General features: G+C 61.8%; 14 protein-coding genes and 1 pseudogene. 7 read left to right on the forward strand and 8 right to left on the reverse strand.

Annotation, left to right across the window (positions count from 1 at the left end; all coding sequences use genetic code 11):
* Positions 1-126: 126 nt before the first annotated feature.
* Entirely contained in the window at positions 127-972 is an 846-nt protein-coding gene (locus ACSAGD_RS03205; protein WP_437584288.1) for a helix-turn-helix transcriptional regulator, read from the reverse strand.
* A gap of 122 nt (positions 973-1094) precedes the next feature.
* Entirely contained in the window at positions 1095-2393 is a 1299-nt protein-coding gene (locus ACSAGD_RS03210) for an MFS transporter (protein ID WP_437584289.1), read from the reverse strand.
* A gap of 469 nt (positions 2394-2862) precedes the next feature.
* Here ACSAGD_RS03210 and mobF point away from each other — a divergent pair, with 469 nt between their 5' ends.
* The 4 genes from mobF (at position 2863) to ACSAGD_RS03230 (ending at position 9894) form a co-directional block, all read left to right on the forward strand.
* Positions 2863-6420, forward strand: a complete 3558-nt coding sequence (gene mobF / locus ACSAGD_RS03215) for a MobF family relaxase (RefSeq protein WP_437584290.1) — start codon at positions 2863-2865, stop codon at positions 6418-6420.
* Positions 6421-6564: 144 nt separating this feature from the next.
* Positions 6565-8103 (forward strand): SIR2 family protein, encoded by a 1539-nt coding sequence (locus ACSAGD_RS03220; protein WP_420733690.1) that lies wholly within the window; start codon positions 6565-6567, stop codon positions 8101-8103.
* A complete protein-coding gene (locus ACSAGD_RS03225) occupies positions 8100-8969 on the forward strand; it encodes a sce7726 family protein (RefSeq protein WP_420733689.1) in 870 nt (289 codons plus the stop codon). The genes ACSAGD_RS03220 and ACSAGD_RS03225 overlap by 4 nt, the downstream gene beginning before the upstream one ends.
* Positions 8956-9894: a sce7725 family protein gene (locus ACSAGD_RS03230; protein WP_420733688.1), complete on the forward strand. Its 939-nt coding sequence runs from the start codon at positions 8956-8958 to the stop codon at positions 9892-9894. The genes ACSAGD_RS03225 and ACSAGD_RS03230 overlap by 14 nt, the downstream gene beginning before the upstream one ends.
* 26 nt (positions 9895-9920) lie before the next feature.
* Here the strand turns inward: ACSAGD_RS03230 and ACSAGD_RS03235 are convergent, their stop codons facing one another.
* The 5 genes from ACSAGD_RS03235 to ACSAGD_RS03255 form a co-directional block, all read right to left on the reverse strand.
* Positions 9921-10274 carry a hypothetical protein gene (locus ACSAGD_RS03235; protein WP_420733687.1) on the reverse strand — a complete coding sequence of 118 codons (354 nt, stop codon included), beginning with the start codon at positions 10272-10274 and terminating at the stop codon, positions 9921-9923.
* 96 nt (positions 10275-10370) lie between these two features.
* The gene (locus ACSAGD_RS03240; RefSeq protein ID WP_437584292.1) at positions 10371-11396 is read right to left on the reverse strand and encodes a hypothetical protein; all 1026 of its coding nucleotides are present in this window, start codon (positions 11394-11396) and stop codon (positions 10371-10373) included.
* A gap of 103 nt (positions 11397-11499) precedes the next feature.
* Complete coding sequence (locus ACSAGD_RS03245) at positions 11500-11886, reverse strand: hypothetical protein (protein WP_437584293.1); 387 nt, start codon at positions 11884-11886, stop codon at positions 11500-11502.
* Positions 11887-11975: 89 nt separating this feature from the next.
* The gene (locus ACSAGD_RS03250; RefSeq protein ID WP_437584294.1) at positions 11976-12686 is read right to left on the reverse strand and encodes a zinc ribbon domain-containing protein; all 711 of its coding nucleotides are present in this window, start codon (positions 12684-12686) and stop codon (positions 11976-11978) included.
* Positions 12643-13449 carry a recombinase family protein gene (locus ACSAGD_RS03255; RefSeq protein WP_437584295.1) on the reverse strand — a complete coding sequence of 269 codons (807 nt, stop codon included), beginning with the start codon at positions 13447-13449 and terminating at the stop codon, positions 12643-12645. The genes ACSAGD_RS03250 and ACSAGD_RS03255 overlap by 44 nt, the downstream gene beginning before the upstream one ends.
* A 193-nt stretch (positions 13450-13642) precedes the next feature.
* Here ACSAGD_RS03255 and ACSAGD_RS03260 point away from each other — a divergent pair, with 193 nt between their 5' ends.
* The 3 genes from ACSAGD_RS03260 (at position 13643) to ACSAGD_RS03270 (ending at position 20512) form a co-directional block, all read left to right on the forward strand.
* Complete coding sequence (locus ACSAGD_RS03260) at positions 13643-17617, forward strand: restriction endonuclease (protein WP_437584296.1); 3975 nt, start codon at positions 13643-13645, stop codon at positions 17615-17617.
* 340 nt (positions 17618-17957) lie between these two features.
* On the forward strand, positions 17958-19151 hold the full coding sequence (locus tag ACSAGD_RS03265; RefSeq protein ID WP_437584297.1) for an ATP-binding protein: 1194 nt from the start codon (positions 17958-17960) through the stop codon (positions 19149-19151).
* Positions 19148-20512, forward strand: coding sequence for a DUF6414 family protein (locus ACSAGD_RS03270; protein WP_437584298.1), 1365 nt, complete (start codon positions 19148-19150; stop codon positions 20510-20512). Before ACSAGD_RS03265 ends, ACSAGD_RS03270 begins: the two co-directional genes overlap by 4 nt.
* Before the next feature lie 147 nt (positions 20513-20659).
* Here the strand turns inward: ACSAGD_RS03270 and ACSAGD_RS03275 are convergent.
* Positions 20660-21846, reverse strand: a pseudogene (locus ACSAGD_RS03275) (IS3 family transposase).
* Positions 21847-21939: the final 93 nt, after the last annotated feature.

The raw sequence follows: 21939 nt of genomic DNA on the forward strand, positions 1-21939 counted from the left end.
TGACCGTCAAGTTTCTCGAAAACCCGACGAGTCCTTACCGGCCTACCAGCCCAATCCGTGTCTTGGGCGGCGGGAGACCGATGATCTAAGAGAAGCGGCACAGAGTTGGCAGATCCGGCACAGCCCTCAGACAGTCTGCGCACCCATCGTGCGGTAATGACCGGGAGTGACACCGACGTACTCACGGAACAGTCGGGTGGCGTGCGAGCGGGAGCGCCAGCCGACTCGCTGCATCGCGGCACCGACCGTCAGATCAGTCTCCCGCAAGAGCTTGGCGAGTTGCTCGGCGCGGACCATCGTCAGGAACGCGAGTGGGGTCTTGCCGTACGCCTCCACGAACACGCTGGATAACCGCGACGGCGACAAGTGAACCTCGGCGGCAAGTTCGTCAAGCGTCCACCGACGTGCAGGCTGTTCCCGCAGAAGTGTGGCGGCATGGCGAATCTCGATACGTAGGGGTGCGAAGCGGCGATCCCTTGGGAGAGTGGGCCGGATGTGCGCCCGCTGAGAGTGTGAGATGCGCACCGGAGAGACCGTGATGAACGGTGCGGTTACGTGCATGATCTGGAACCACAGGGCTTGTATCCGGTAGTAGTGGGTCACGAAGTCCCCGTCGACGCTGAGCGCGACGAGTTCGTCGAGCCACGGCATGAGCATCTGGGCACGATCCTCACCTAGTCGGAGGATCTGTGCTGGTTCGGTGTAGATCGTGTTAGCGAACCGTTGGGCGTCGAGCCGGTCTTCGAGGAACCCGGCGTATTGCCAGCGCACTTGGTCGAGTACGTAGTCGAAATCGAGATAGAGAGTGGTGGCCGTGATATGGCCCTCGGGTTCCGAGCCGCACAGCACGTTCGCACCGAGCAGGATCACGTCACCGATCTTGACCGGTTCCTGCCCGAACTCGCTGAATAAGAACGCAGAACCGTCGCGCACGACGATCAACTTGACGCAGTCGTACGCCGCCGGGGCCATAGGTTGGATCATGGTTGCGGTGCGCGCAATAATCGGCTCGCACCGCAACCATGGTCCAACCCTCTCTGGCGACTTGCCTGACGTCACCACAGGGCAGTTCATCAGTCGCTCTGCTGGGTTAACTACGCTGGCGTGCTCGCCCCCTGTTCTGTCGTGTATTCATCGGAGACGGCAACTCGTCGGGCAACGAAGGCTGCGACACACAGGCCGATGATCGCAAGCCCACTACTCAGTAGATAGGGCGATACTCCGTGAACGATCGAGGCAAACCCCAGACCGACGTAGACCGTGACGCCAGCAGACCCGCCAAGCTGGTCTGCGGCCCGCTGCACGCCAGAAGCGACTCCGGCATCGTCGTCGGTTACTCCGGTGACTGCCGCGTACTGCAATCCGACGAGTCCGAATCCCATGCCTGCGGCGATGAAGAGCATCGCCGGGATCAATACCCAAGCGGGGGCATCGAGTTGCGCGGCGACAGCGATCACGATCATGCCTGCCCCCGCGAAGCCGAGACCCGCGATGATGCAGGAGCGTGCTCCCCAGCGCCCCATCAGCCGGGGCACGACGGTCACCGCGACGATCAGCGCCACAGCAAGCGGGAGAAGCAGTAGTCCGGCTTCCAGCGGGGAAAGGCCGAGTTCATCCTGAAGATAGAACGTGAACAGTAGGAATGATGTTGAGAGCGCGGCACTCAGCAACGCGGTCGCGAGATTCGCTCGCACCCGAGTCCGATTGCGGAAGAAGGCCGGAGGAATCAGCGGGTTCGGTGCTCGCCGCTCTACGTTGACGAACAGAATGGCCGCGACGAGTGCCCCCGCTAGGGCAGCGAGTGGCAGCCAAGACATTCCTTCTCCGGCCTCCACAATCCCGAAGGCGAACAGTAGAGGTGCGCTTGTCAACAGAATCGACCCGAGGATATCCAACGGTGCGCGCTCCTGTTTTCGGTCGCGTGGCAGCAGGATCACCGTGGCGATCAGCACGAACAGGATGAACGGGACAGCGATGAGGAAGACCCATCGCCAACCGAGATGCTCGGTGATGATTCCCGAGAGTACGAATCCCAAGACGAGACCGCAGCTTGCAACTGCCGCCCAGACGCTCAACGCTCGGGTACGAGCCTTTCCCTCGGGAAATAACAGGACGATGGTTGCCATTGCAGCTGGTAGGGCGAGGGCTTCGCCTACTCCTTGGAACAGCCTGGCTGCAACAAGCACCGCGAAGGTTTCCGCGAAGCCTGCCATCATCGAGGCTGCTCCGAAAATCGCGGTGCCGATCAGGAGAAGGCGGCGGCGACCGAAGACGTCCCCCAAGCGGCCACCGAGCATGAGTAGGCCACCGCCGGTGATGGTGTATCCGACGACAACCCACGTCAGGCCGCGCGGATCAACGCCAAGATCATCGCCGATTGATGGCAGCGCCACGTTGACGACAGTGACATCAACGGCGATGAAAAATTGCAGGACGGACAGGCACACGAGTGCTGCCCAGGATCGCGCGGTCGAGATATGCTCAGGGCGCGATGATGAGGTGCGAAAAGACACAGAGAACTCCGTTGCTCGAATGAAGAATCGGGCGACGAGATGTGTCGCACCGAACCGACCATCAAGCGACGGAACGTGAGATCAAAGAAAGTGAAGAGGACGTTCCGCCGCTAGCGGAGCGTCTTCGTCACAGCGGCAGCGGCCGCAGCAGAAGCACCTGACATGACTCCTAGCCTACCCGATGACGTCCTTGCGCCTTGCGACCTCACCTGTTGTGACAGCTCATCCACCCTCCACACGTCTGGCACTAGGAGTGCGGGCCGCGCGCTGCGCGCGCACCTGACCCCCGAGACCGCTCCTCCCGTGACGGTCTCGGGGAGGGGCCATTGTGGTGATGACGATCCGGGTCATGTCGTCCGGCAAGGGGTACGAGTACCTGCTGAAGTCAGTCGTTGTCGGTGACGGAGACCGGGAGATGAGCAGCCCGCTGACCCGGTACTACACCGAGACTGGGAACCCGCCCGGAACGTGGGTCGGCACTGGCCTGATGAGCCTCGATGACGGACGCAGCCCAGCGTTGGCCGAGGGCGGCACGGTGACCGAGGAACACCTGGCCCGACTGCTCGGTGACGGCGTCCACCCGGTCACCGGTGAGAAGCTCGGCAAGAGGTTCCCCTCGTTGCAAGCCCCGCGCGAGCGGATTGCGGCGCGCGTTGCACGACTCGAGCCCGACTTGCGAGGTGAGGCACGGGCAGAGGCGGTGCAGCGCATCCGTGAGGAAGAGGTTGCGAAGAAGCCGCGCACTGCCGTTGCAGGTTTCGACCTGACGTTCTCACCATCGAAGTCGGTCAGCGCGATCTGGGGCGTGGCCGACGCGGGCACGCAAGCTCTCATTGCGCAGGCGCATCACGCCGCGATGCGCGACACGATCGCGTTGCTGGAAGATCGCGCCGCCGCAACCCGTGTCGGCGCGGGCGGTATCGCGCAGATGCCGATCGCGGGCGTGATCGCCACCGCTTTCGACCACTACGACAGCAGAGCCGCCGACCCGCAACTACATACCCATGTGGTCGTGTCGAACAAGGTGCAGGGCGAGGACGGACGCTGGCGGACCCTCGATTCGCGCCGACTGCACAAGGCGGCTGTTGCTCTCTCGGAGTCTTATAACGCCTTTGTCACTGACCACACCGCGCGGCTGCTCGACGTGACGTGGGTGCCCGTCGACCGGGGCAAAGACCGTAACACCGGCTGGGAGATTGAGGGCGTTCCGGCGGCGCTGATCGCGGAGTTCTCGCGTCGTACGACCGGAGGGGGTGACGGCGCGGAGGGCATCGAGCAGGTCAAGAACCGGCTGATCGAGCAGTACGTTGCCGAGCGCGGGCGGCAACCCTCGGCAGCGACGATTGCGAAGCTCCGCCAGCAGGCGACCTTGGAGACCAGGCCCGAGAAAGAACTGCACTCACTGGCCGACCTCACCGCCGACTGGCGTGCGCGAGCCGAGGTCGTACTTGGTGAGCACGCACCGACTTGGGCGCAACACTTGCTCCACCGGGGCGCGACCGACGCCCGACTGCGCGCGGACGATCTCGCGCCGGAGCAGATCGAGGATCTCGCATCCGTGGTGCTGATGGAGGTAGCGAACAGGCGCGCAACCTGGGGGCGATGGAACCTGCACGCCGAGACGATGCGGCAGATCATGGGCATCCGGTTCGCAACCACCGGCGACCGTCTCCAGGTCCTCGATCAGATCGTCGCGCACGCGGAAGCCGAATCGCTCCGGCTCACCCCGGACTACGACCGTGCCGTACCCGCGCACTACGTCGAGGGCGAGGGCAACAGGTTCCAGCCGGTCGATCAGATCGCGTACTCCAGCCAGGACATCCTCGATGCCGAGCAGCGCCTACTCGCGCACAGCCAGCGCACCGGTGGGCCTGCGCTCACGGCGCGGCTCGTCGCGCGTCACACCTCGCGCAAGATCAGGGGCGTCCGCCTCGACCCCGACCAGGCCGTCGCTATCACCCGCATCGCCCTTTCCAGGTTGAGCCTCGATCTGCTGGTCGGCCCCGCCGGTTCCGGCAAGACCACCGCGCTACGCGCGCTCCACCGGGCATGGACAGCCGCGCATGGGCGCGACTCGGTGATCGGCCTCGCGCCGTCGGCGGCTGCTGCCGAAGTGCTGGGCGACTCGCTCGGTGTGCGGGCGGAGAACACCGCGAAGTTCCTCTACGAAAACGCCAAAGGACGCTGGAACCTCACCGCCGGGCAGCTCGTGCTCGTGGACGAGTCCTCCCTCGCAGGAACTCTCGCGTTGGATCGCATCACTGAGCACGCCGCCGAGGTCGGAGCCAAGGTCGTGCTCATTGGCGACTGGGCGCAGCTGAGCGCTGTCGAGACGGGCGGGGCGTTCGGGATGCTCTTCCGCCACCGCGATCAGGTTCCCGAATTGACGGATGTGCGCCGCTTCGCCAACGATTGGGAGAAGACCGCCAGCCTCGGACTGCGGCACGGAAACACTGATGCGCTTGACGAGTACCAGGGGCGCGGCAGGCTGCTCGACGGCAACGCCGAGACGATGCTCGACAGCATCTACGAGGCATGGCGCACCGACCGCGTCGAGGGCCTACGCACGCTGATGATCGCGGGTACCGGCGAGATGGTCGCCCAGCTCAACGAACGTGCCCGCGCTGATCTGATCGAAGCCGGGCAGGTCGAGGCCGACGGTGTGCGTCTGCACGACGGCACCACCGCAGGCGTCGGCGATCTCGTCGTCACCCGGCTCAACGACCGCCGCCTGTCCACTGGCAGGACGTGGGTCAAGAACGGCGACCGCTGGCAGGTCGCCCGCCGCTACGACGACGGCTCGCTCGCTGTGCGCCGGTTGGGGCGCGGCGACCAGCCATACGGCAAAGCCCTCGTGTTGCCTGCGAAGTACGTGCGTGAGGAACTCGAACTCGGCTACGCCTCCACTGTTCACCGTGCGCAAGGAGCCAGTGTCGACACCGTGCACGCGCTCGTTGACCCCGAAGCCTCATCGAGGGAGTTGTTCTATGTGGCGATGACGCGCGGCAAGCACCGCAACCACGCCTATGTGATCGTTCCCGACCCGTACGAGATCGAGCCACATCTCGATCAGCCCGAACCTCTGACCGTGACAGACCGGCTCGCCAAGGTGCTCGCACGCACTGATGCTGACCTCTCCGCCACCGAAACTCTGAGGTTCGAGGTCGACCGGCACGCTTCCCTGTCCACGCTGTTGGCCGAGTACGACGTGCTCGCCCGCGAAGCACAGACCGTTCGATGGGCAACGCTCCTCGATGTCGCACCGTTCCCCGAGAACGTGGCCGACGACGTGTTCACCAGCCCCTACTACGAGCACCTGGAGAGCGCACTCGCGCGCCACGAGGCCGCAGGGCATCTCGCAGCGGTCGCGCTCACCGCGCTCGCACCGAAGCTCGCACCGAAGCTCACACCGGGCGAAGACCAGGCCGACCCCGCCGCGCAGCTCGCCGACATGGTCGACCAAGCCAATCAGAAGCTCCGGCCCGGCAAGCGAACCAGAACACGAGTCGCCGGACTCATCCCGACGCCTGCCGAGCCGATGGCAGACGACATGCGAGCCGCGCTCGCTGAGCGGCAGGCACTCATCGAGGCCGCTGCACGCGGACTCGTACGCGACGCCCAAGAAGCGGGAGCCGCATGGGTGACGCGGCTCGGGCAGTCGAGTTCACGACCCGAAGCACTAGAGCGGTGGGAGGCGCACGCCGCCACGGTTGCGCTGTACCGTGACCGCTACGAGATCACCGGCCCGGCACCGCTTGGCGACCCGCACGCCGTCCGAGGCCCTGACCAAGCGGCCGAGTACCGAGTCGGACAGCTCGCATTGCGGCGAATCAAGATGAGTGTTCGACACGATGATGAGAGAGCATCCCAATCGACCGTCCGCAGCACACCACGACGTGGACTCTGACTATCGGCCTCACCAGGGGCGCAACGACACGCCACGCGGAGAACTACTCGGTGACGATGTTGTGGCAGGAGGAATGGTGCTCCGCTGGGCGGGGCACCACGGAACCGACCACGCGCGAGGGCGGCGGAGGATACCCTATGAAGTATGGGTACCGCGTACGACTTCCTCAGCTCTCATCTGAAGACGATGGCTGCGCCGTACCTTTTTATCGGATCGGGGATTTCCAGGCGATACGCGGACCTGCCTGATTGGGAGGGCCTCCTAAGGCACTTTGCTGCTTTTACTAGCCACCCGTACGAATACTACCGCGGCCTGGCTTCAGGCGATCTCCCCAAGACCGCCTCACTGCTAGCTAATGAGTTTTACTCAGTGTGGTGGTCTGATAAGCGTTTCTCAGATTCGAGAGACAGGTATGGCACTGAGGTTACTGATCCCTCATCAGCCTTAAAGATCGAAGTAGCAAGGTATTTCGAGGAAGCGATTGAAGGATTCAAGCCGACGGCCGAGTATGCTTCCGAATTCGCGCTCCTGCAGAGTGCAAATGTCGAAGGAGTGATAACGACCAATTTCGACAGGCTGATGTCCGTTGTTTACCCTGACTACACCGTCTTCACCGGCCAAGATGAGTTGTTGTTCGCTGATCCCCAAGGCATCGCGGAGATCTACATGATTCACGGGTCGTCGCAACAGCCGCGCTCACTCGTTCTGACGGGGGAGGACTACGACGACTTCCAAGAGCGAGATGCGTACCTTGCCGCCAAACTGATGACCTTTTTTGTCGAGCACCCGATCGTTTTCCTTGGTTATAGCCTGAGTGACAACAACGTACTGGAGATACTTCGCTCGCTGGTGAAGGCGATGCGCGGGAGCAACGCGAGCAAGCTTAAGGAGCGCCTTCTTTTCGTCAACTGGGACTCGGAAGCTTCCCCGGAGGTTCGTTCTCGAACCGTGCAGATCGAAGGTGGCCAAATCGAGGCCTTTGAGATCGTCGTCCCTGACTTCATCGACGTCTTTCGAGCCCTAGGATTGAAGGAAAGGGCTCTTCCGGCTCGTGTTCTCCGTCAGCTCAAGAATCAGATTTACGAACTGGTAAAAAGCAACGATCCTGACGGTCGACTCGTGCAGGTTTCCGACATTGAGTCGGCCTCGGATCAGCTTGACGTGGTGTTCGGTGTTGGCGCCAAGATGACAGTCAAAGGGATCATTGGCCTGTCTCGCTGGGACCTCGTTGATGATGTGCTCGGTTCGCCAGACCGCGGGCTTCCTAGTGACCAGGTGATCACTGAGGCGTTCGGGAGTTCCTTCGCGAGCAACTGGTACGTGCCTTACTGGAAGCATCTCCGGCAAGGTGGATTCCTCGATGAGGCGGGGGACTTGTTGCCGCAGGTTGAGGTCCCGTCCAAAATTCACTCCTATATCTCCCGAGAGACCAAGAACCTTGGGAAACGCTCTCTCCCACCCGGTGAGACCTTTCAAGATGTGCTCGACCGTCAGGGAGAGGACTGGATTCTTGGCCGCCCTTGGTCGTTGCTCGACGAGACCCGCGACGGTGAGGGCTTGCGAGAGTACCTGAACAACAACCGAAGCTATCGTCAGCAGTCCTACTACCTCACGCAGTACGCCAAGTTGGCCGTGACTCTCGACTGGCTGATGTACGGACCCCCGAACGAGGCCAAATCATGAGCGTGGTGGAAAGCCAGGCGGCAGCAGCCTCGGCACTGCTTTCGGCACCCGTCCTCCGCTCTGCGATGCGAGACGGCCCCGCGTCGAAGTTGGCGAATCGCACCATTTCAAGTCTTGTTGAGAGTGGTCTAGCCCTTGGCGCATCTACTGTTCGAACACTGATCTGGCGTTGTGACCGATGGCTCTCGCGCCACTACCGTAACGATCTTGTCTACCGTAGGGCCGTTCTCAGTCAGATGATTCCTTGGAGCGGCGGCGTTCTCCTGCCGGAGTTCAGGGTCGGTCGATCCATCGTCGACTTCTTGGCCGTGACAGACTCGTTGCACGCCGTCGAGATCAAGAGTGACCTCGACAACACTTCCCGGCTCGAAAGTCAACTACACGATTACAGCAAAGTCGCACCCTTGGTGTCAGTTATGGCATCAAAGCGCGTAGTGGAACGAGTGCTCGCAATCCCGGAGTTCCAGACTATTGGTCTTCACTGGCTTGATGTGAACGGTCGCGTGGAGACCGTCCGCGATGCGAAGTTTAGAAGTGAGCTTCTTGATTCAGAGATCTTAATGCGGTCCCTTCGTCGCGCAGAGTATCTCAGAGTTCTGTCCGCTCTTGGTTCTACTGTTCCCGAACTCCCGAACACGCGGGTTTTCTCATATGCGCTAGCAGCCTCCCGAAATCTGGACCCGCTTGTTTTCCACAACGCGGTCGCCGAGCAGCTGAGAGAGCGAAAGCCACGGGCTGGCCGGTCACTGATCGCTCGATTGCCTGAGCCGGTGCGGCCCGCCGTCTTAAAGCTCGATCCGACGAGACAGCAGATATCCAGTCTTCAGGATTGGATGAACCAGGAGGTTGCAAATGTATATGCCTAGGCTTAGGGCACGGCAGCATGAGGTCTTTGCTGTTCGAAACTGCGCCTCAAGTTTTGCTGCATCTTCGCGTGTCGTACCGATTCTTGAGCCGGTGGCCTCGCCAAACGAACTCTTTACCCGCAGGCTGGGAGCGATAGCTGACGAGGGGGCCAGTTGTGACCTCGTCCTTAACCCTTCGGTCGGTGATCTACGTTCGAAGGGTAGTTGGAGAGCACTTGGCGATTACTACCTTGAGAACGATCTTCTCAAACATCACGGACTTGCCGTCCTCTCCAATGCTGACGCTGATCACGCGGCGATGTCGCGTTGGATCAGTGAGGCCAGGGCCGCTGGTCATCAGTTCACGCTCGATATCGTTCATGAGCTGGATCTCTCCGTGACTCTGCAAGGGGCGACGTATCACGGAGTTCGATGGAACATTGCCGAGGATCGGACGGTCCCGGCGTCATATGGTCTGCCCCTCGGAGGCCTTCCGGTGGTCTGGGCGAGCGACCCGTTTCCTTCTCTGCCGCGCAATCGAGAGTATGTCGGCCGTGAAGAGGGGATCTTCAGCACTCGCGTTGCCGGCTATAAGAGTGCAGGCTACCTCGGCGTCAGCGACTTCCTCACGCTTGGTAGGGGATTTCAGTCAGGAGGCGGTCCCGCCTATGCCGTGGTTATCCACTTCACCTATCAATCAGGTGATGTCGTCCGCCTGAAGCACTTCTGCTCCGATAGCAACGAGACTCAGGATGACCCGGCTGGGAAGTTCTTCGAGGCCCTCGAGAAGCTCATCGACTTCGTTGACGAAAGGGCGCTCCCTACTAACCTAGGAATCGACGGGTTCCGCGATCTGTATCAGCGTCAGCACTTTCCCGGGCTTGGCAAGGTCAAGGAGTTGTCGATCATGAATCACATGTTGGTTATGCAGGACGCGATTATCTAGATTTCGTGTCGACACGAGACGTCACTTCAGTCGTCAGATTGTGATTCGCTTGCTCGCTTAACGATGCCCTTGGCGACCGGCTTCAGAGGTCTCCAGTCAATGCCGCTGCCTCGCCAATAGCGGTCATATTCCGCCTCGATCTCAGACTTCAGCTCGTCCAATTGAGCGTAACTCGCTTGCTCAGACTTGGACAGGCCTGGACCCTTCATCTGTTCTCTGTACGCATCAAGCTTCTCCTGAATTTGGCGCAAGGCTATACCAGCAGCGCTGCTGAAACCTCTTATGTGGCCGTCATCATGATGATCGCTCAGTATCTGTCGAGCAGACTCTTCTGCAGCATCCCGCAGGAACTCACCTGCCTTTTGAAAGTGACTGCTCACTACACTCCTGCTTCGATTCTGCTAGCCCGCCGAGGCTGCCAGCCTAGATCAATCTGCCTTCGTCGCGCCGATTCCGCGGGCAAACACCATCGTGTTTCAAAACGGAGTCTCGGCGTTCGTTGACCACGGACTGCTTGGCGTTGGTGGCAACGCGCCTTCTGGCAGCGGTAAGTTTGCGACGACGTAGAGGTTCAAGATGTCGTCGCGATCCATGAACATGATCTGGCTGCGCTTGTGGGCGTCGAGAGCGTTGCCGAGCCAGTTGCGGGCTGCTTTGGTGATCTCGCCACCCGCGACAATGAAGGCGTGATCGACCAAGACCCGACGGTTGGTTTCGGGATCGAAGATCTCGTGTGCCAACATCATGAGCGCCTGGTTGTGGATCTCAGCCATGTTGGCGTTACCCGTCTTGGTTACCCCCGAAGCGTCGAGCTTGCCCTTCTTCGTTTGGATGCCGAAGTAGAGAATGTGCTGCGTCGGCAAGGTGTAGCGCATCCAAATGTCCTTGCCGTACTCCAGGGCCTTGTCCTTGTGCCCGGCGGCAGTGATGCGGTGGTAGCCAAGTTGCCTGAACATCGGGAGTAGTACCTCTTCGATGAGGTCATCCTCGCTGCACTGGTCGAGGTACGCCGTCAGGAGCTGCCGTCGCTCCAGCTCAGCCTTGCTGAAGGGGCGGTGGGGGTTGGCGGCAAGGATGGTCACGGTCTGGGTGCCGACATGACGGAGGTAGCAGTGGTTGTCCTCGCCATAGAACGCCTCGAAACCTTCGCGGCCAAGAATCTCATTGAGTTGCGCGAGCGCCCGAGGGCGGTCGGACCCTTCGTTGAGCCGATCGGCCGGGCTCATCAGCTGGTCGATGAGGCGGCAGAAGATCTCTGGCGGGCGGTTGGGTCCGTCGTGCGGCCCGGCCAGCATCTGTTCCAACACATCTGCCACCCAGCGGTGCCGAGTTGAACCGTCATGCTGGTACTCCGTTTCCAGCTCCTGGAAGAACTCGGTGATGTACATGCTGGACCGATACGGGAAGTACTTGGCTTCGTCCTCATTTTCAGCGTCGTCACGGCCCGTGTTGCCCACGATGAGGTCAGCAAGAGCTTCGAGGTTGCGGCGCTTGAACTTCACGGTGCCATTATCGCAAGTGAAGACGACAAGCTTCTGGACTCAGCAACGCTCGTGTGCCGCAGCTTGTGCACGGGGCGCTCCGGGTGTGCAGCACGAGGGGACGTCACAGCAAGTCTCTCGTGTGAGTCCAGACGGTCATCCGATGCACGTCGAACCGCTGACAGATCGAGATTACGCTCTCGCCGTTCGCGCGTGCAGTTCGGATAGCGTCCACTTGGCTCTCCGTCAGGGGTGTTCTAGCCCGTCTCCTAGGGTTCGCGACGACTCCCGGCTCGTCGTCAGTGGCGCCGTCTGGCTCGTCAACGATACGGAGTTTCGCCTGATTCCACGCGGAACTCAGCTGCTCGAACCTCTGCCAGGTGTTCGGTTTGAGTCCACCCGCGTCCACCCAGTTGCTCTTATCAAAAGCGCAATCGACGCTGGTGAGGCCGCCCGAGAGGGCGGCCTCACGCGTCTCCGGGCTCGCTGGAAAACCCGTGCTGACCGGCATGTTTATGGGCAGTGTGGGGGAGCTCGAGTAGGTTCTCCTTGTCTCTCAGCCGGGGTGGTTCTACTAAGGCGACTAGGGTCTCCGGGGTCTTATCCGGGTTGGGTGATGGTCGCGAAGGGCTCGTTGAGCTCGGAGCGGATCTGGCCGCGTTCGGGGCCGAGGAAGATCCCGGAGAAGATGGCCTGGTTGAGTTGCTTGCGCACCGTGACGGACGCGTTCGTGTAGGTGGCCTGGACGTCTTGGAGCAGGTCGAGGGCGTCACGGACGCGCTGGCGGATCTCGGTGTTCTCCGACTCCAGCTTCGCCTTCTCGCGAGCGAGATTCGCCTGTTCGGTGTTGAGTCGTCGCTGGTGGGTGAGGAATACCTCTCGGTCGATGGCGTCGGCGTAGTATGCCTCGAGCAGCTTGGCCTGATTCGCCTCCACCGTCTGGGCCTCGATGGCGATCACCTGGAGCCGCTGGTTGTTGACTGCCTGTTGCCGGTGGAGTTTGGCGAGCACGATCTGTTCGATGCGTTCACGCTGGCCGGGGTTCAACTCGATCGTCCGGTAGAGGTATTCGACCCGTTGCTCGACTTCGGCGATGGGCAGGACTTTGCGTTGCTGGCAGGTAGCCTCGCGGCGGCGGTGACACACGTAGTACTCGTAGTGGTGGCCGTGCCCGGTGCGGGTGTGCTGCACGAGCAGTCGCCTGCCGCACTCGATGCAGAACACGGTCCCTTTGAGGTAGTGGTCATGTTCCCGTGAGCGTTCCCCGTTACGACGGGACGTGAGGATGTCTTGCACGGTCGCCCAGGTCACCGGGTCGATCAGGGGCTCGTGTCGTCCGGGGTGCTCGATGCCGTTGTGGACGACGACGCCCTTGTAATAGGGGCGACGCAGCAGCCGGTGCAGCCCGTTCACTGTCAGCGGTCCTGCTGGGGGTGTTCGGTCCAGGTCTGGTCGTCAGCCCGCGGGTCTCGAGCTCTGCGGCGAGGCGGGTGACGCTCCACTCGCCGGTGGCGTAGGAGTGGAAAGCCCAGATGATGTGCTCGGCCCGTTCCGGGTCGATCGTGATGGCGCGGACCTCGCGGCCATCCGTGAATTGACGCTCGTGGAGATAGCCGAGCGGTGCCCGCCCTGGCGTTCCTCCGTGAATGGCCTTCTGTCGCATTCCCTTCATCACCTCGGTGGCGAGGTTCTGGGAGTAGAACTCTGCGATCGATGCCATGATCCCATGCAGCAGCTTCCCGGAGGGGGTCGTGCTGATCGCCTCGGTCGTGGAGACTAGGTAGGCACCGGTGTTCTGGATGGTCCTGGTGATCGCTGCGTCATCGGCGCGGTTACGGGCGAGGCGGTCGATCTTGTGCACGATCACGAAGTCCACCGGACGATCCTGGATGTACTCCAGCATCCGTTGCAGCTCTGGCCGCTCGATCGACCTGCCCGAGCGTCCGCGTTCGACGAACTCGGCGACGATGAGCGCGCCCATCTCCAACGCCCGCCGTCGGTTCGCCTCCCGCTGCGCTGGGATCGACAGCCCCTCCGGCTCAGCCCCGTGGTGGGCCTGATCGAGGGTGGACACGCGGACATAGGACACGGCCCGAAGCGGAGACAACGGACTCTCTGTTGTTGTGATAGCAGTCATGCCCCTAACGCTCGCGGCGCGCAGCTGGCCACGCGCAGGAGAGTCCGTACGCATCAACTGCGTGTATCTTAGGATTGTGACTTATTCGACGTTGGGAGCGCTTATCCGGTTGGCGCGAGAGGCCGCCCGGATGGACCAGGTCGAACTTGCGGGTCGAATGGGAGTCCGTCAGCAGGCTGTGAGCGGATGGGAACGCGGAATCTCTCGTCCGCGTCGAGGCGACCTGCAGGTGTTGTGTTCAGTTCTTGATCTGAGCCTCGGCGATGTGCTGGATGCCGGCGGTTACGAGCAAGAGAGAGATACCCCAAGCCAGAACAGGCTGCTCAACCTGCCGTTCGAAAACCTCTCACCAGAGGCGTTCGAGGCATTCTGTCGTGACCTACTCCAGATGCGGCACCCAAGACACACGGCTGTGCGCAACGGATCCTCCGGTTACAAGCAGTACGGCGTCGACGTCTACGTCGATGGAGAAGGCGAGCGTATCGGCGTCCAGTGCAAGCGGCACCGGAGCTTCGGCCCGAGTGATGTGAGGAAAGCCATCGAGGAGGTGCTCCCCGATGCTCAACTTAGCTCCGGGGTCATCGCCTTGAGCCGCCGAGCTGCGACTCCGGCGGCTCGACTCGAACTGGCGAAGTATCCTGGCTGGGCGCTATGGGACGGTGAGACTCTTTCCGGCTTCGTCCGTGGCCTTCCGGCGGCCGACAAACTCGCGCTGATCGAGAGCTACTTTCCGGAGCTGCGCGAGTCATTTCTCGGGGTTCCCGAGCCCAGTCCGTGGCTTGAGCCGAACCGATACGACACCGCGCTCGCCGGCCGGCTCGGCGTCGATCGAAACTTCACTCTGGTCGGCCGCGCCGATGAGCTCCGGAAGCTCACTGGCCTCGCAACTGATCATCACGAAGTGGCGTTCGTCATAGGCCGTGGCGGCATCGGTAAGAGCCGTCTGCTTCGCGAATTCGCGAGTTCTGACGTTGGCCGGTCCGTGCGTTTCGTTGCTCGAGGCCAGATTGCCCCGAGCGCCTTCGATCTACTTCCCGAGGGTGGGCCGGTTATTGTGGTCGACGATGCCACCGACGCGGAGCACGACGTCGCGGCGCTAGTCGAAGGCATTCGTCGCGCTCGCCCAGACGCGACGGTGGTTCTTGCGGCACGCCCGCGGGCCATGCCCAAGCTTCGTGCATCCCTGGGTCTGCCGGAACGACTCGCCGATGACGTCACAGTCAGTGTCGGCGATCTCTCAATCGAAGACGCCGAGTTGCTCGCCCGCGAAGCCCTCGGCGACCACGCGACGGACGGGCGTGTCGAGTCGCTGGCACGGATCGGCTATGACTGCCCTTTTCTCATCGTCACCGGAGCCCACTTGGTGCGCTCCGGTACGCTCAATGACGCCGACCTTGCTTCCCAAACCGCCCTCCGACGCGAAATCCTCGCTCGATTCACTGACCTTGTATTGAGCGGGACCAACGCCGACGCGCGAACCGCCGTCCTCCAGGCACTGGCCGCGATCCAGCCCGCGCCGCTCGAAGATGGCGAGTTCATCGAGTGCCTTGTGGCAACCAGCGGGCAACCGCATGCAGCTCTCCTTGAGATCCTCGATGAACTGGAGGACCTTGGTCTCGTGCTCCGGCGAGGGAAGACTGCGCGGGTTGTACCCGACCTCCTCGGAGACGCGACGCTGGAGCGAGCACTGGTCTCGCAATCCGGTCTCGACAAGCATTTCGCCCGACTAATTGCTGACCACGCTCGCGGGTCTGCCCTCACCCATGCCATCAACAACGTCAGCATTGTCGACTGGCACCGACGTGCCGACGGTGATTCCAACCTCGCTGACGTCCTGTGGTCTTCACTGGCGGAACATACCCGAGACCTTCCGAACTCGGCTCGCATCACGATCAGCAAGCGGGTTGCCGTAGTCGCCGCGATCTACCCGGATCGTGCCCTCGACTTCGCGGATGTACTGCTGGCGAACCCTGCTCCCGATGAGGACGATGAATTGAGCGGCATCTGGGGGGAGAAGAGGAAAATCACCAGTGACGATGTTGCTCGTTCCCTCGCGCCACTTATAGCCAACGCCGGACACCGGACCGACTTCCTTCCGAGGGCCTTGCATAGCCTGCTCGATATCGGCCTTCGGGACGACCGTCGCGAGAACTCCAACCCCGACCATGCTCTACGACTTGCACGCGAACTCGGTGAGTTTCACCCTCGACGACCCGTCGCCTTCACCAAACGCTACGTCGAGGTCGTTGGCGAGATCCTTCGTGCCGATGAGTACCCTGAACGCCACGATCAGATCGTGTCACTGCTCAGCCCTGCCCTGGCTCATGAGGTCACTGTGACCGAGTCCAAGGGGATCAGCTTCACGATCGCGCGCATGCCAGTCAGTCTTGAAGCTGTTGCCGATGTACGGTCTGCCGCGATCGCCATCGCCGAGGAAGCACTCGCCCGCGATGCGCGGACCGCCCGCGCCGCCACCGGGATCTTTGAGGAAGCTCTGCGATCGGGCGATCGGACCGAACCGGTGACGGACGAATTCGCGATGGTCGTAGACATCCTCGGCCGACTGCTCGCCGACCCTGATCAATCCGCCGGACTGCGCCTCTCCGCTCACCGCGCGTTGGGCTGGCACGCTACCTATGGGGAGGGGGCGCGCAAGAAGCTTGCGCGCGATACGCGTAGGAAGCTGCATATCGATGATGACCTCCTAGTCATCCGATTGGTACGTGCTGGTTGGGCCCTGGATGACGAAGACGATGTCGACGATGTTGCGGTGAGTCGCTACCAGCGATCACGAGAAAGATCAGAGCGAGTCGCGGAGGAACTTGTCGAGCGATGGACAACTCAGTACACGCCGGACAAACTCGTTGGGCGCCTCCGAGAGGTTCTCAAGCAAGAACGCGCAGCGAGCGACGAACAGATCTCGCCCGACGGCCTACTGGCGAGGTTCTTCCAAAGAGTCCCTGAAGCCGCTCGCATCGCCGTTGGTACTCCTGCAGACGAAACGGTCGACCTTGCTCTGGCTCGCGTCGCGCTACTCATACTTCTTGCGATGGGCGACGCAACGGCAGAGCAAGCAGCAGTCGAAATGATTGCCTCCGGCTCCGAATCGGCGAGGGTTGTCGCATCGGCGGCTATGAACGCCCCCGGAGCGTTTAATCAGGTCAGGACGAATGTGGTTCGCGCACTGCTGGCCACTACCTATTCGGAAGTGCACGCTATTCTGCTCTCTGCGGCGCGATGGCTCGATGCCGATGATCGAGCACTCGTCCTCGAAATACTGAACGCGGCCCCCGTTGAAACCGAACCGATCGTCGCCGAGGCTGCGCTGGGAGCTCTCGATGGGAAGGCTACCCCGTGGCAATCGCTCACTCCGGTGGAGCGGCATCGACTCCTCGAGCGTCTCGAAGCCACGCCGCAACTTCCTGCGTATGAGCTGGGCCAGTTGTTGAAGAAGGAATTCGCCGTTGATCCCTATGGAGCGCTCGGGTTCCTGCAAAGGCGCATCGAACGTCGAACCTCCGACGATCGCCGGTACGAACCGCTCCCGCACATCGAGTCGATGGACCTCGACTTCGCGTCGAATAGCCATCGCCCTGCGCTGATCGAGGTGCTGATCGAGTGGATCCTTGCCGACGAGTCTTGGGAGAGGCACTTCTTCGGGGAGCAGATCCTTGAGGCGATGGCGGTAGGGTACGACCCTCAGATCCGTTCGGTGATCCTCGACCTAATCAGGTCGCGTGATGAAAGCAGGGTTCGTCTCGCTCGTGATCTTCTGAACGACGCACCCCAGGACTTCGTAATACGTGAACCTGAGTTCGTGGTCGACGCACTCGAAGTCGCGGCTGGACTGGAATCGGAACTGCGTATCCAAGTTCTTGCTGGCCTTCACGGCTCGGCAGAGTACGGAATGCGCTCACGCTCTGTGGGGGTAGATGACCCGAATGAGGTTGCTCTCCGTGACGGGGCTAAGGTGATCGCCGACCGCTATCCGGAGGGATCTACCGTGCGTGGCTTCTATTTGGAGGTCGCGCAGCGGGCAACTCGCCGCCTTGAGTCAGAGCGCCAGGACGACCTGAGCCTCAGGGACCTTCGCTCGTGGAATTGAACACCTCCTGCGGGAGTCAACATCGACCTGGGACCGACTTCCATGAGGCCGGTCGGCGCGGTCAACGACGCCGCATCACGCATCGCGGCCGGCGATCAGGACTTCGCGCCGCTGATCGCCATGTTCGACCGGGCCGTCACCTCGCTGAAGGTGCAGTAGGCCCGTCGGTCGACCGCCAGAAGGCGCGTCGATGTCGGTCCCTCCGGCTATTCTCGGCCTGGGGCGCCGGGACTCCGCGAGAGACGCCTTTAGAGACGGGTAAATCCGATCGAGTACGAGTGCTAGAGACCTGGAGGGCAGACCCTTGAGCGATGCAGGCATCGTAGGTCAACTGTTCAAAGTGCTCCGTGTTGATCACGACGATGACACCATCCACTTCCAGACCCAGAAGGGGCAGACCGGGCGAGTTTCCAATCTGCCGAACATCGACGACGTCGAGCCCGGCGACGTCATTCTCGTAGGCCAGGACGATTGGGAGCTTGCGCCTGCCGACCTCTGGCAAGAGTCCAACCAGATCGCGACCGTGCGTCTCGTCTTGGATGACAACACCGTGCTGGTGGATGGCGGTATCGGGAACTTCCAGCGAGTAGCCAACCCCAACGGCATCATGGTCAAGGTCGGGAACGTAGTCGAGTATGTTGACGCTCAAGGCTTGCTGTCGATCGTCTCAGAGCGTCCGATCAAGAGCAGCCTTCTAGGTGACGACAACGAGAATGTCGAGTCGGAGTACCTCCGCGACAAGGCCGGTGAAGGACCAACCTTCAAGGACTTTGGTGGCTACCCGCACGTCGTTGCCCGCGCTAAAGAACTTATCGAGACACAGCTCGAGCGTCAGGAACAGCTAGAAAACATCGGCGCTCGCCCCATCAAGGGCATCCTCTTTACTGGCCAGCCCGGCACGGGCAAGACCCACCTCGCCCGCATCATCGCGAGGGAGTCGAACGCGCAGTTCTACGCCATCAGCGGTCCCGAGATCATCAGCAAGTGGCTCGGTGACACCGAGGGGACGCTCCGCAAGATCTTCGAAGCCGCCACTCACAGCAACAGCGGTCGAGCCATCATCTTCTTCGACGAGATCGACAGCATTGCTGAGAAGCGATCTTCGGACTCACATGAGGCCTCGAAGCGACTCGTCGCCCAGCTCCTGACCCTCATGGACGGCTTTGACAACAAGGGCAAGAGTGTCATCGTCATCGCCGCGACCAACCGTGTCGATTCCCTCGACCCAGCCCTCACCCGCCCAGGTCGATTCGACTGGGAGATCGAGTTTGGCCTGCCTACTCGTGCGGATCGCTACGAGATTCTCAAGGTCGCAGGTGCCCAATTGAAGACCGCAGCCGACCTGCCCCTCGAAGACGTTGCCGCTCTCACCGAGGGCTGGTCGGCAGCCGAGCTGACCTTCATCTGGACAGAAGCGGCACTCTTGGCAGTCGGCGATGGTCGCGAGGAGATCGCCCCAGAGGACTTCGTCCAGGCATTCGAGCGGATCGCCTTGCGACCTCGACGTTCCGTAGTCGCGGAGGTCACAGTATGAGCAAGAGAATGTGGTGGCGTCGCCTGTTCGGCATCAAGGAGTCCATCGTGCCGCACCAGACGACCGCGGGCCCCACACGCCCAGCTCTGCGTGAGTTTATCTACCTCGATGAGGTCAGTCTGCTGAGCCTGCTCTCCTCACAGAAGGGAGAGATCACCGACTCAAAGTCAGAGCAAGCCAGCGAGGGCAGCGAAGCGTCCATCGACGCGACGGCCGGAGCTAATCCCGGCCTCATCGCCAAGGCCGAGATCACCTCCCGCTACCAGACCACCAACAGCAGCACCATCCAGACATCTCGCAAGGCCACCGTCCAGTCCAGGTTCCGTGACCTGCACGAGATCGACGGACTCCGCATCATCGAGCCAGTCGTGGTGGACAGTCCTGCGAAGGACTTCGACGACCTCAAGAAAATCGACAACCCGTCGAAGATGGTCTCGACGAACCAACTGCAGCGTGGCAAACTCGTCGAGTTTCGCGTTCGCCTGGGCGCCGACCCCGTCTTCCATCTAGGAACGATGGTCTCTGAGTTCACCGCGATGTCGGAGGACTATCCCGACATGTTCGCTGCCGGAGGCGGATTGGCCACGCTCCAGGAAGTCCAGCCAATCAATAAGATCCTGCAGCGACTACTTGCTGGACTCGTGCCGATCCGCGCGACAGCAGTTGACTACGTCGTAGCCGAGATCGGCGACACCGAGTACGTCATCCACAAAGAACTGATCGAGGGACACGATCTGAAGACCCGACCGCTGGAGGTCGTCGGAGTCACTGAGCAGGAGGCCTACTGGAAAGATCTCCGCCGAGTGCTGTTCTCGGATGCCGAGTTCACCGTCTTCGCCCGTATCTCACGGCCCGGCCTCCACGACTCCTGGACCCCCGTCAAACTGGCTGATCTGTTCACAGATGTGGCGCCGAACCTAGTCGACCAGATCAACGCCGCTGGCCGTGCGCCGCTTGGCAAGCCCGCCTCCCCGAACGACGCAGGCAGTTCGGAATCGAAGCTGGCCGATGCCTTGACCCGCTACAGTTCCGCGCTTCTGAACGATCTCGGCGCAACGCTGACGCCAGAGCAAGAGGCGCTCATCACCATGAGCATTGCCGAATTGAAGGCGCGATCGGCAACCGTGTCGGATCAAACCAGCGCCTTCTCGGTGCTGACCAAACGGGTGCTTACGATGACTGGCGGCGAAGTCGCACAGGCCAAAGCACTGGACCTCCGAACCGCAGCGCGAGAAGAGGCAGGGCTTTCACTCTTCCCGCCGGCGACTGCTCTGGCGCACGTCGCGCCGACCGCGCCAAAATCGTTGGGCGATAGTGTTCCGCGGTTGCTCGACGTCGACTTCGTAGCGATTTACTGGTAACTCGAAGAAACAGCCCCGACATCCGCCGGCGGCTTCGTGTACTGCCACACCGTGCCGCGGTGGATGTCGAACCGCTTCGCGATCGACGTCACGCTCTCGCCGCCCTCTCGAGCGGGGGACTGCTGAAGGTTTGGTTGACTCGTTTCCTTATGCCGCCAGTGTGACGGACGTCTTCATTATGCTCTCGAACTCGATGGGTGTCATCTTGCCCAGTCGGCGTTGTCGGCGTCTGCGGTGGTAGGTGCCCTCGATCCAGGCGACGATCGCCATTCGCAGGTGCTGCCGGGTGGCCCATTTCTGGGTATCGAGGATGTTCTTCTGCAGCAGGGCGAAGAACGATTCCATCGCTGCGTTGTCACCGGCCGCGGCGACTCGCCCCATGGATCCTTTGAGCTTGTGACGGGTGAGGGCGCGCCGGAATTTGCGGGATCGGAATTGAGATCCGCGATCCGAGTGAACCACAACACCGACGGGGTTCCCGCGGTGGGCGACAGCCATGTTCAGCGCGTTCACCGCAAGTCTGGCTTTCATGCGTTTATCGATCGAGTAGCCCACGATCCGGTTCGAGAACACGTCCTTGATCGCGCACAGATACAGCTTCCCCTCCGCCGTCTTATGCTCGGTGATATCCGTCAGCCAGAGCCTGTCCGGCTTCTCGGCGGTGAAGCGGCGTTCCACGAGATCGTCATGCACCGCAGGCCCTGGTTTGGAGTACTTGCGTTTCCGGGTCGTGAACACGCTTCTGATGCTGTTCTGCGAGCACACCCGCCACACACGCCGCTCCGACGCGGCGAACCCGTCAGCGGTCAGCTCGTCAGCGATGAACCGGTAACCGAAGCACAGGTCGTCCTCGTGCACGTCGAACGCGGCGTTGACCAGGTGGGCGTCGTCCCAGTCGCGCTGCGACACGGGCTCGGCGAGCCACTGGTAGTACGCCTGCTTGCTGAAGCCGAGGACCCCGCACGCCACCGCGACCGGCACCCGCAAAGGGGTGCCGGCCGCGGCAAGGTCGCGGACGAGCGGGAACATCATTTTTTCGGCATCGACCCGAGCTTCAGATTCGCCTGAGACAGATACGCCGCCGCGCGCCGCAGCACCTCGTTCTCCATCTCCAGCTCCTGGATCCGCTTCATCGCCTGCAGCATCTCCCGGCGGTCCTCCGGATCCGCCGACGGGGTGAACCCTCGGTCCTCGAGCTCAGCGTTCTTCACCCACACCTGCAACGCAGATTTCGAAACGCCCAGGTCACGAGCGACCTGCTTCTGCGTCATCCCCTGCGTAAGCACCAACGAGACAGCGTCCCGCTTGAACTCATCCGTGTACTTCGTCGGCATGACAGCCATCCTCCCAGCGCAACCTCAAAGATCACGCGGTCCAGGAGTCAACCAAACCTTCAGCAGTCCCAACCTCACATCAATTATTCAATC

The organism is Paramicrobacterium salitolerans (genome assembly GCF_051513965.1).
Classification (GTDB): Bacteria; Actinomycetota; Actinomycetes; order Actinomycetales; family Microbacteriaceae; genus Paramicrobacterium.

Coding starts and splice junctions, on each gene's coding strand:
- ACSAGD_RS03205 (WP_437584288.1), bottom strand. CDS start 972: ATGGCCCCGGCGGCGTACGACTGCGTCAAGTTGATCGTCGTGCGCGAC.
- mobF (WP_437584290.1), top strand. CDS start 2,863: ATGTCGTCCGGCAAGGGGTACGAGTACCTGCTGAAGTCAGTCGTTGTC.
- ACSAGD_RS03220 (WP_420733690.1), top strand. CDS start 6,565: ATGGGTACCGCGTACGACTTCCTCAGCTCTCATCTGAAGACGATGGCT.
- ACSAGD_RS03225 (WP_420733689.1), top strand. CDS start 8,100: ATGAGCGTGGTGGAAAGCCAGGCGGCAGCAGCCTCGGCACTGCTTTCG.
- ACSAGD_RS03230 (WP_420733688.1), top strand. CDS start 8,956: ATGTATATGCCTAGGCTTAGGGCACGGCAGCATGAGGTCTTTGCTGTT.
- ACSAGD_RS03245 (WP_437584293.1), bottom strand. CDS start 11,886: ATGCCGGTCAGCACGGGTTTTCCAGCGAGCCCGGAGACGCGTGAGGCC.
- ACSAGD_RS03260 (WP_437584296.1), top strand. CDS start 13,643: ATGGACCAGGTCGAACTTGCGGGTCGAATGGGAGTCCGTCAGCAGGCT.
- ACSAGD_RS03270 (WP_437584298.1), top strand. CDS start 19,148: ATGAGCAAGAGAATGTGGTGGCGTCGCCTGTTCGGCATCAAGGAGTCC.